Here is a 9,959-nt window from a genome sequence, read left to right as displayed (position 1 = left end):
GGCCGCACCCGGTGCCGGGTGCGGCCGCCGTCGATACTCGCCGCTCAGATGGTGCGGACGTTCTCGGCCTGCGGGCCCTTCTGGCCCTGCGTGATGTCGAACTCGACCCGCGCGTTGTCCTCGAGCGTGCGGAAGCCGTTGGCGTTGATGGCGGAGTAGTGGACGAAGACGTCCGCGCCGCCGCCGTCCTGCTCGATGAAGCCGAAGCCCTTCTCGCCGTTGAACCACTTGACGGTGCCCTGGGGCATGCTGTGTTGCTCCTCTTCGTGGGTTGCCGGGCCCGGCCACGTCGACCGGTCCCGAGTTGCCGCGGTGGTCGTCCCCACGTCCGGGACACCGCTGTTCAACCGCCGCAGACCCTAGCACGCGGCTGACCGGCCGCTATCGCTCGCGTTCCCGGGCGCGTCGCTTGCCCTCGTGCATGGCGGCGACCCTGGCGACCGGGATGGTGTGGCCTTCCTCGACGAGGTCGGCGGGCAGCCGCTGGGGTTTCGGCATGGCCGCCGCCCAGGGGTCGGCGTCGCCGAGGAGGCCGGGGACGGTGTGGACGGTGAAGTCGCGCGGTGTGACGGAGTCGAGGTCGTCCCAGGCGACCGGGAAGGACACCGGCAGGCCCGGCCGCAGCCGCGGGCTGTACGCGGCGACGACGGTGGCGCCGCCGGACCGGGTGGAGTCGAGGAACACCTTCCCGCCGCGGTCCTCCTTGATGTAGGCGGTGGTGGCCAGCGACGGGTCCAGCCGCTCGGCGCGCGCGGCCAGCGCGCGGGTCGCGGCGGCGACGTCCTCGTGCGACCGCGGCTCCAGCGGGACGAAGATGTGCACGCCCTTCGAGCCGCTGGTCTTCACCGCGCCGGCGAGGCCGTCGTTCTCCAGCGCCCGGCGGACGAGGTGGGCGGCGGCCGCGGCGACGGCGAACGGCTCGCCCTCGGGCGGGTCGATGTCCATGATGAGGTGCGTCGGCACGTCCCACCGGTCGGCCAGCACCAAGGCCGGGTGGTACTCGACGGCGCGCTGGTTGGCGAACCACAGCAGCGTGCGGCGGTCGTTGCACAGCGCGTACGACACCTCGCGCTTGGACGCCTGCGCCCACAGCTTGACGGTGGGGATCCAGGACGGCGCGTACTTGGGCACGTTCTTCTGCATGAAGCCGGGCTGGCCGGGCCGGACCCGGACCACCGACAGCGGCCGGCCGGCCAGTCCGGGCAGCATGCGCTCGTGCACGGCGTCGAGGTAGTCGACGAGGTCGCGCTTGGTGGCGTCGTCGCCGTCGGACAGCGGCTGGTCGAGGTGGGTCAGCGGGACGCCGTCGCGTTCCTCGTCGGCCGCAGCGCTCATGACCTCAACCTATCCCGGTGAGACGCAGGCCCCAGGTCAGCGTCCACGACTCGTCGGGCAGCAGCCAGCGCAGCGCCTCGCCGGTGCGCAGCGCGTTCGGCGGCGCCGTCATCGGCTCGACGGCGATGGCGTCGGCCGGTCCGTCCGGGCCCGGGAAGTAGTCGGTGACCCACAGCTGCACGTAGGCGAACGCCGGCTCCTGCCACAGCTCGACCGTGCGGCCGTCCGGGGCGCGCAGCGAGGTGGTCACGACGCCGCCGCTGACGGCGAGGTCGGTGAGGCAGGCGTGCCCGGGGCCGTCGCCGACGCGGACGCCGCCACGCAGGTCGTGGTCGGTGCCGGTGACGTCGAACGTGCCGGTGGGGATGCTGCGGTCGTCGATGCGGAACGCGCGTCCGGCGGGGACGGTGAGCGTGAGGTCGCGGACCGGGACGTCGCCGATGCGCAGGTACGGGTGGATGCCCAACGCGACCGGGGCGGGATCGGCGCCGGCGTTGCGGACGCGGTGCCGCACGACGACGCCGTCGGGCGTGAGCTCGTACTCGACGGAGGTCTCGAGCGTGAACGGGTAGCCCGGCTGCGGCGCGACCGGGGCGGCCAGCGTGACCGACGCGGCGGTGCCCGAGCCGCGGCCGTACCGGGTGCGCAGGAGCAGTCCGTGCACCGCGTGACCGGAGGCCGGCTCGGTGACCTCGAGCTGCTGCTCGACGCCGTTGAGCGGCCAGCGCCCGCCGTCCACGCGGTTGGGCCAGGGGACGAGGACGGCGCCGGCGGCCAGCGGCGGCGGGCCGTCGGTGACGTGCGGCTCGATCAGCTCCGTGCCGCCGACCGTCAGTGACCGCAGCGCGGCGGCGTACTCGGAGACGACCGCGCGGGTGGTGCCGAGCTCGAGCACGTGCGTGGCGTGCTGCGCCGTGCGGGATGTGGTGTCCACTGCCCCTCCTCGCGCCGGCGGTCCGCAGGCCGGCGGGGTCACTGTAGCCGGGCCGGCGGCGGGTAGCCTGCCGGCGACGCCACCAACGCCGACGAGGAGCCGCATGCTTCTGATCGACGCGCATCAGCACTTCTGGGATCCGGCCGCCGTCGCGTACCCGTGGATGGACCCGGCCGACACCGTCATCCACCGGCGCTACGGCCCCGAGCACCTCGTCCCGCACCTGGAACGGCACGGCATCGACGGGACGGTGCTCGTGCAGTCCGCGGACGGCGACGACGACACCGATGCGATGTTCGCCGTCGCCGCCGAGCTCCCGGCCGTGCTCGGCATCGTCGGGTACGTGCCGCTGGACGATCCCGCGCGGGCCGCGGAGCGGCTGGCCGAGCTGAGGGCGCGGCCGGGCTTCGTGGGCATCCGCAACCTCATCCACGACCGGCCCGACCCCGACTGGCTGCTGCGACCGGCCGTCGTCGAGGGCCTGCGGGTGCTCGAGCGCGCGGACGTGCCGTTCGACCTGGTCGCGACGCGGCCCCGGCACCTGGAGGTCCTGCTGGAGCTGAGCGAGCGGCTGCCCGAGCTGCGTGTCGTCATCGACCACCTGGCCAAGCCGCCGTTCGGCGGCGACGCCGGGCCGTGGCGCGAGCTGCTGGCCGCCGCCGCGGCGAACCCGCGGGTGTACGCGAAGGTGTCCGGCCTGTATCCCCCGCCGGGCACCGACCTGCGGCCGTGGATCGACCACGCCGTCGAGACGTTCGGGCCGGAACGGCTGATGCTGGGCAGCGACTGGCCGATCGCCGAGCGGGCCGGCGGGTTCGACCCCGTGTGGTCCGCGCTGGTCGAGGTCGTCGACGGCTACGGGCCCGAGGTCGCCGAACAGCTGCGGTCGGCCACCGCGCGGCGGTTCTACCGCCTCGCCGCCGGGAACGGAGGCGCACGATGAGGAACGCGCTGGTCGTCCGGGGCGGCTGGGACGGGCACGCGCCGGTGGAGTCGACGGAGCTGTTCATCCCGTTCCTGCGCGACGCCGGGCTCGACGTGCGGGTCTCCGATTCGCTGGACGCCTACGCCGACGCCGAGGCCATGGCGCGGACCGACCTCGTGGTCCAGTGCTGGACGATGGGCGAGATCGGGGCCGAGCAGCTGGCCGGGCTGACGGCGGCGGTGCGGGCCGGCACCGGGTTCGCCGGCTGGCACGGCGGCATCGTCGACGCGTTCCGGGCCAGCTCCGACTACCTGCACCTCGTCGGCGGCCAGTTCGCGACGCACCCGAGCCGGCCGGCCGGCGAATGCGTGCCGGGCGCCCAGGAGAACAACTATCTGCCGCATCGCATCGAGATCGTGCCTGAGCGGGCGGGCCACCCGATCGTCGCCGGCCTGGCCGACTTCGAACTGGAGACCGAGCAGTACTGGGTGCTCACCGACGGGTACAGCGACGTACTCGCGACCACGACGCACCCGGCGCGGCCGGACCAGCCGTGGCACCGGCCGGTTCGCTGCCCGGCGGTCTGGACCCGCGAGTGGGGTGCCGGCCGGGTGTTCGTCGCCACCCCGGGTCACCAGCCGGACGTGCTCGCCGACCCGAATGTGCGGACCATCGTCGAGAGAGGACTGCTGTGGGCGAGTCGATGACGCCGGACGACCCGACGACCGGAGTAGCGGTAGCGGGCGTCGGGATCGTCGGGGCCGGGGCGATCTCCGGGCAGTACCTGGCCACGCTGCGCGAGCTGCGCACCGTCCGGATCGCCGCGGTGGCCGACCTGGACGAGGCGCGGGCGCGGGCGGCCGTGGCGGGCCTCGACGGGGTGCCGGCGGTCGGCGTCGCGACCTTGCTGGCCGACCCCGCCGTCGACGTCGTCCTCAACCTCACTCCCCCGGCCGGGCACACCCCGGTGGCGCTGGCGGCCATCGAGGCGGGCAAGGCCGTCTACAACGAGAAGCCGCTGGCGGTGACGGTGGACGACGGACGGCGGATCCTCGCGGCCGCCGAACGGGCCGGGGTCCGCGTCGGCGCCGCACCCGACACCGTCCTGGGCACCGGTGTCCAGACGGCGCGGCACGCGATCGACGCCGGGCTCGTCGGGACGCCGACGGCGGCGACGGCGACCTTCGCCTGCCCCGGGCACGAGCGCTGGCACCCGGACCCGGACTTCTACTACACCGCCGGCGGCGGCCCGCTGCTGGACATGGGCCCGTACTACGTGACGGCGCTGGTCACGCTGCTCGGGCCGGTGACGTCGGTGCTGGGCGCCGGCAACATGCCGCGCGACACCCGGACCATCGGGCGTGGCCCACGAGCCGGCGAGCGGATCCCCGTCGACGTCGCCACCCACGTCACCGGGGTGCTCACGCACGCGTCCGGTGCGCTGTCGACCATCACGATGAGCTTCGACGCGGTCGCCACGCGGGCGGAGCGCATCGAGGTGCACGGCTCCGACGGCTCGCTCGTCGTGCCCGACCCCAACCGGTTCGACGGCGACGTCCTGCTGCACCGGCTCGGCGGGCCGGACTGGGAGGTGCTGCCGGTCGCGGCCGGCTACCGGACCGGTGGGCGCGGCCTCGGCGTCGCCGAGCTCATGACGGCGCCGTCGGTGGCCGACGTCAGAACCAGCGGCGCCCTGGCCCTGCACGTCCTCGACGTCATGGAGTCGGTGCTGCGGTCGGCGCGCGAGGGCCACGCCGTCGCCGTCACCGAGACGACCACGCGGCCGGCGGCGGTGCCGCTGACGGACGAGCCGGGGCGCGAACCGTCGGCGCTGCTCGGGTAGCGTGCGGCCATGCAGACACCCGGCGCGGAAGCACACAACCCGTTCTTCGCGATCAGCGAGCTGCCTTACCGGCTGCCGCCGTTCGAGCGCATCGAGACCGCCCACTACCGTCCGGCGTTCGAGCGCGGCATGTCCGACCAGCTGGCCGAGGTCGAGGCCATCGCCACGAACCCCGAGCCGCCGACGTTCGAGAACACGATCGTCGCGCTCGAGCGGTCCGGGCAGCTGCTGCAGCGGGTCGCCGCGGTCTTCTTCAACCAGGCCTCGTCGGACAGCACGCCCGAGGTGCAGGAGATCCAGGGTGAGGTGTCGCCGAAGCTCGCGGCGCACTCCGACGCCATCCACCTCGACGGCCGGCTGTTCGCGCGGATCGAGGCGCTGCTGCCGTCGGCCGGTGACCTCGATCCCGAGTCGCGGCGGCTGCTGGAGCGCTACCACCTCGAGTTCGTCCGCGCCGGCGCCGCGCTGACCGACGACCAGCAGGCGCGGCTGCGGGAGATCAACGAGGAGCTGTCCGCCCTCGAGACGGCGTTCCAGAACAAGCTGCTGGCCGACACCAACGCCTCGGCCGTGGTCGTCGACGACGCCGCCCAGCTCGACGGCCTGTCCGCCGACGCCGTCACGGCGGCGGCCGAGGCGGCCCGCGAGCGCGGCCTGGAGGGGAAGTACGTCCTCACGCTCGGACTGCCCAGCGGCCAGCCGGTGCTGACGTCGCTCACCAACCGCGGCCTGCGCGAGCGCATCCACCGCGCGTCGGTGAGCCGCGGCGCCAACGGCAACGAGCACGACACCCGCGAGACCGCCGCGCGCATCGCGACGCTGCGGGCGGAGCGGGCGGCGCTGTTCGGGCACCCCGACCACGCGACGTACGTGCTGGAGGACCGGACGGCGAAGACCCCGGCCGCCGTCCACGACATGCTCGGCAAGCTGACGCCGGCCGCCGTCGCCAACGCGCACGCCGAGGCGGCGAAGCTCCAGGAGGCCATCGGCGACGAGTTCGAGCTGCGCGCGTGGGACTGGGCGCACTACTCCGACAAGGTGCGGCGCCAGACCTACGACATCGACGCCGCGCAGCTGCGGCCGTACTTCGAGCTGGACCGCGTGCTGCGCGACGGCGTCTTCTACGCCGCCGGCAAGCTGTACGGCCTGTCGTTCACCGAGCGGCCCGACCTCGTGGCCTACCACCCCGACGCCCGCGTCTTCGAGGTGTTCGACGAGGACGGCAGCGGGCTCGGGCTGTTCATCGGCGACTTCTTCACCCGCGACTCCAAGCGCGGCGGCGCCTGGATGAACTCGTTCGTCGAGCAGTCCGCGCTGCTGGGCACGAAGCCGGTCGTCATCAACAACCTCAACATCGTCAAGCCGCCGGCCGGCGAGCCCGCGCTGCTGACGTTCGACGAGGTCAACACCATGTTCCACGAGTTCGGGCACGCGCTGCACGGCCTGTTCTCGAACGTCACGTACCCGACGTTCTCCGGCACCAGCGTGCTGCGCGACTTCGTCGAGTTCCCGTCGCAGGTCAACGAGATGTGGGCGGTCTGGCCCGAGGTGCTGGCCAACTACGCCGTCCACCACGAGACCGGCGAGCCGCTCCCCCAGGAGCTGGTGCAGCGGCTGCTCGACTCCCAGATCTGGGGCGAGGGCTTCGCGACGACGGAGTACCTGGCGGCGACGCTGCTCGACCTCGCCTGGCACGAGATCGCCCCGGGCACCGTCGTCGAGGACCCCCTCGCGTTCGAGGCCGCCGCCCTGGAACGGGCCGGCGTCGCCCTCGAGGCCGTGCCGCCGCGCTATCGGACGTCGTACTTCGCGCACATCTTCGCCGGCGGCTACAGCGCGGGCTACTACTCCTACATCTGGAGCGAGGTCCTCGACGCCGACACCGTCGAGTGGTTCAAGGAGAACGGCGGCCTGGTCCGCGCGAACGGCGACCACTTCCGCAAGGAGCTGCTCTCGCGCGGCGGCAGCGTCGACGCGATGGAGGCGTTCCGCAACTTCCGCGGCCGCGACCCGCAGATCGAGCCGCTGCTCGTCCGCCGCGGCCTGACCCGGTGACCGCTGACCTCCTGGGCGTTCGGGGCCGCTGATGGGTGAGGGATCCGGGTAGCCAGGCCTACACCGATCCCTCACCCATCGAGGCACGACGCGACCGCTGCGCGAGTTCTGGACAGGTCGGTACAGAACTCGGTACGGTGGCGGGCATGGCCAGGCCCAGGGGGTTCGATCCCGAGCACGTCGTCGAGGCGGCGATGGACGTGTTCTGGGTGGGCGGCTACGCGGCCACCTCGACGCAGGACCTGTGCCACGGCACCGGGCTGGCCCGCAGCAGCCTCTACAACACCTACAAGAGCAAGCGCGAGCTCTACGAGCAGGCGCTGCGCCGCTACGCAGAGCGCACCCGCACCGAGCAGGCCGAGCTGCTCGCGCAGGACGGTCCGGTGCGCGAGGTCATCCGCGGCTTCCTCCTCCGCGCCGTCGACGCCCAGCTGGCGGATCCGGCGCGCCGGGGCTGCCTGGCGCTGAACGCCGCCGTCGAGGTGGGCGCCGCCGACGAGGCGGTCGCCGACCTGACGCGAACCGACTTCGACGCCATCGTCGCCACCATGAAGGCGCTCATCGAGCGCGGCCAGCGCACGGGCGAGATCGCGCCCGATCGCGACGCCGAGGCGCTGGCCCGGCTGGTGCACGCGGCGCTCACCGGCATCCACGTCGTCGGCAGGGTCGCCGAGGACCGCACCCGCCTCACCCACATCGTCGACGCCCTCATCGACAGTCTCTGACCCCCGGGAGTCCCCTCGTGCGCGTACCGCCGGCCGTCTACGTCCTCGGCGCGAGCATCTTCGTCCTCGGCACCACCGAGTTCATGATCGCCGGGCTGCTGCCCGAGATCGCCGCCGACCTCGACGTCAGCATTCCGCAGGCGGGACTGCTGATCTCCGCGTTCGCCATCGGCATGACGGTCGGCGCACCGGTCATGGCGGTCGCGACGCTGCGGCTGCCGCGCAAGGCGACGCTGCTCGCGGCGTCGGCGGTGTTCCTGGCCGGGCACGTGCTGGGCGCGATGGCGCCGTCGTACGAGGTGCTCATGGTCGCCCGGGTCGTCTCCGCGGTGGCGACGGGCGCCTTCTGGGCCGTCGCGGCCGTGGTCACCGTGCGCATCTCCCCCGCCGGAGCGACGGCGCGCGCCCTGGCCGTGCTGGTCGGCGGGCTGACGCTCTCCAACGTGCTGGGCGTGCCCGCGGGCACGTGGGTCGGCCAGCAGCTGGGCTGGCGGGCGGCGTTCTGGGCGGTCGCCGCACTGAGCGTCGCCACGGCGGCGGCGGTGACGGTCATGGTCCCGCGCGCCGCCGGGGCGAGCACCGCGCCGCCGCGGGTGCGCGACGAGGTCCGCGTGTTCCGCGGCCGGCGCATCTGGCTGGCGCTGGCGACGACGGCGACGTTCCAGGCGGCGATGTTCGCCGCGTTCTCCTACTTCGCGCCGCTGCTCACCGACGTCGCGGGGCTGGACGAGGCCGACGTGCCCCTGGTGCTGGCGCTGTTCGGGCTGGGCAGCTTCGTCGGCATCACCGTCGGCGGGCGCATCGCCGACCGCGGGCTGTTCCTCAACATCGTCGGCAGCCTGGTCGCGCTGGCGACCACGATGACGGTGCTCGCGCTGGTGTCCGGCAGCACGGCCGGCGCGGTGGCCGCGGTGTTCGCCGTCGGGGTGGCCGGCTTCTCCATCGCGCCGGGGCTCAACGCCCGGGTGTTCGTGGTCGCCGGCGACGCGCCCACGCTGGCCTCGTCCGTGAACACGTCGGCGTTCAACGTCGGCAACACGCTCGGCCCGTGGATCGGCGGCGCCGCCATCTCGGCCGGCTGGGGCTTCGTCGCACCGGTCTGGCTGGCCGCCGGGCTGGCGCTGGTCGCGCTCGGCATCGCCGTCACCGCGTGGGACCAGGAGCGACGGCACGAGCGCCGGCTGACGCCCGCCCCCGCGACGGCGGGCGGTCCCGCACTGGCCGCCTGCGACGCGTAGGGTCGGGCGCATGGACAGCGTGCGGATCATCGAGCAGTGGCCGGTCGGCCACGCGGCGACGGCGGTCGTGCGGGCCGACGGCACGGTGGCCGGCGCGCACGGCGACCAGCACCGGCTCTTCCGGCTGGCCTCGGTGACCAAGCCGCTCACCGCGTACGCCGCGCTCATCGCCGTCGAGGAGGGCGCGGTCCACCTCGACGACCCCGCCGGGCCCGAGGGCTCGACCGTCGCGCACCTGCTGGCGCACACGTCGGGCCTGGCCTTCGACGAGCACAAGGCGGCCTGGGCGCCGGGCAAGCGGCGGCTCTACTCCAACGCCGGCTTCGAGCAGCTCGCCGACCACGTCGCGAAGCGCTCCGGCATCCCGTTCGCCGAGTACGTCCGCGACGGCCTGCTCGCCCCGCTCGGCATGACGGAGACGGTCTACGAAGGGTCGCCGGCCTCCGGCGCCAGCTCGACCGTCGCCGACCTCGTCCGCTTCGTCGCCGAGCTGCAGGCGCCCACCCTGCTCGACCCGTCCACCGTCCGGCAGGCGACGACGGTGCGGTTCCCCGGCCTGGTGGGCGTGCTGCCGGGGTTCGGCATGCAGAGCCCCAACGACTGGGGTCTCGGCTTCGAGCTCCGCGACGGCAAGTCGCCGCACTGGACGGGGGCGACGAACTCGCCGCGCACGTTCGGCCACTTCGGCCAGGCCGGCACGTTCCTGTGGGTCGACCCCGACCTCGGGGCCGCCTGCATCGCGCTGGCCGACCGCGACTTCGGCTCCTGGGCGGCCGAGGCCTGGCCCCCGTACAGCGACGCGGTCGTCGCCGAACTGCGGGGCTAGGGCGTGTCTCCTAAAGATTGGCGGTGTGGGCCGCGATTGTTGGGGTCATGTCGCGTGAGTCGTTGTTGAGCGATGATC

At 73.8% G+C, this 9,959-nt stretch carries 10 protein-coding genes; 7 read left to right on the top strand and 3 right to left on the bottom strand.

Features of this window, described 5'->3' with window-relative positions; translation table 11 throughout:
- Nucleotides 1-44: 44 nt before the first annotated feature.
- The 3 genes from DY240_RS26275 to DY240_RS26265 all read right to left on the bottom strand — a co-directional run bounded on the left by DY240_RS26275 (nucleotide 45) and on the right by DY240_RS26265 (nucleotide 2,269).
- Nucleotides 45-248, bottom strand: coding sequence for a cold-shock protein (locus DY240_RS26275; protein ID WP_119662632.1), 204 nt, complete (start codon nucleotides 246-248; stop codon nucleotides 45-47).
- Between the two features lie 133 nt (nucleotides 249-381).
- Nucleotides 382-1,335, bottom strand: a complete 954-nt coding sequence (locus DY240_RS26270; protein WP_119662631.1) for a DNA polymerase domain-containing protein — start codon at nucleotides 1,333-1,335, stop codon at nucleotides 382-384.
- A gap of 4 nt (nucleotides 1,336-1,339) precedes the next feature.
- Nucleotides 1,340-2,269, bottom strand: coding sequence for an aldose 1-epimerase family protein (locus DY240_RS26265; protein ID WP_199702485.1), 930 nt, complete (start codon nucleotides 2,267-2,269; stop codon nucleotides 1,340-1,342).
- A gap of 103 nt (nucleotides 2,270-2,372) precedes the next feature.
- On the opposite strand from DY240_RS26265, the gene DY240_RS26260 reads away from it, so the two are divergent.
- From DY240_RS26260 to DY240_RS26230, 7 genes are all read left to right on the top strand, one after another.
- On the top strand, nucleotides 2,373-3,212 hold the full coding sequence (locus tag DY240_RS26260; RefSeq protein ID WP_119662629.1) for an amidohydrolase family protein: 840 nt from the start codon (nucleotides 2,373-2,375) through the stop codon (nucleotides 3,210-3,212).
- The gene (locus tag DY240_RS26255) at nucleotides 3,209-3,901 is read left to right on the top strand and encodes a ThuA domain-containing protein (protein WP_119662628.1); all 693 of its coding nucleotides are present in this window, start codon (nucleotides 3,209-3,211) and stop codon (nucleotides 3,899-3,901) included. The genes DY240_RS26260 and DY240_RS26255 overlap by 4 nt, the downstream gene beginning before the upstream one ends.
- A complete protein-coding gene (locus DY240_RS26250) occupies nucleotides 3,886-5,037 on the top strand; it encodes a Gfo/Idh/MocA family protein (RefSeq protein ID WP_199702482.1) in 1,152 nt (383 codons plus the stop codon). Before DY240_RS26255 ends, DY240_RS26250 begins: the two co-directional genes overlap by 16 nt.
- 9 nt (nucleotides 5,038-5,046) lie before the next feature.
- Complete coding sequence (locus DY240_RS26245) at nucleotides 5,047-7,092, top strand: M3 family metallopeptidase (RefSeq protein ID WP_119662627.1); 2,046 nt, start codon at nucleotides 5,047-5,049, stop codon at nucleotides 7,090-7,092.
- A 146-nt stretch (nucleotides 7,093-7,238) separates the two neighbouring features.
- On the top strand, nucleotides 7,239-7,817 hold the full coding sequence (locus DY240_RS26240) for a TetR/AcrR family transcriptional regulator (protein ID WP_119662626.1): 579 nt from the start codon (nucleotides 7,239-7,241) through the stop codon (nucleotides 7,815-7,817).
- Between the two features lie 17 nt (nucleotides 7,818-7,834).
- On the top strand, nucleotides 7,835-9,055 hold the full coding sequence (locus tag DY240_RS26235) for a Cmx/CmrA family chloramphenicol efflux MFS transporter (RefSeq protein ID WP_158603012.1): 1,221 nt from the start codon (nucleotides 7,835-7,837) through the stop codon (nucleotides 9,053-9,055).
- Nucleotides 9,056-9,065: 10 nt separating this feature from the next.
- A complete protein-coding gene (locus DY240_RS26230; protein WP_119662625.1) occupies nucleotides 9,066-9,881 on the top strand; it encodes a serine hydrolase domain-containing protein in 816 nt (271 codons plus the stop codon).
- The last annotated feature ends 78 nt before the right edge of the window (nucleotides 9,882-9,959 follow it).

Origin of the sequence: Jiangella rhizosphaerae (assembly GCF_003579925.1) — a bacterium.
GTDB lineage: Bacteria > Actinomycetota > Actinomycetes > Jiangellales > Jiangellaceae > Jiangella > Jiangella rhizosphaerae.
This window is presented reverse-complemented; position numbering and strand designations above follow the sequence as displayed.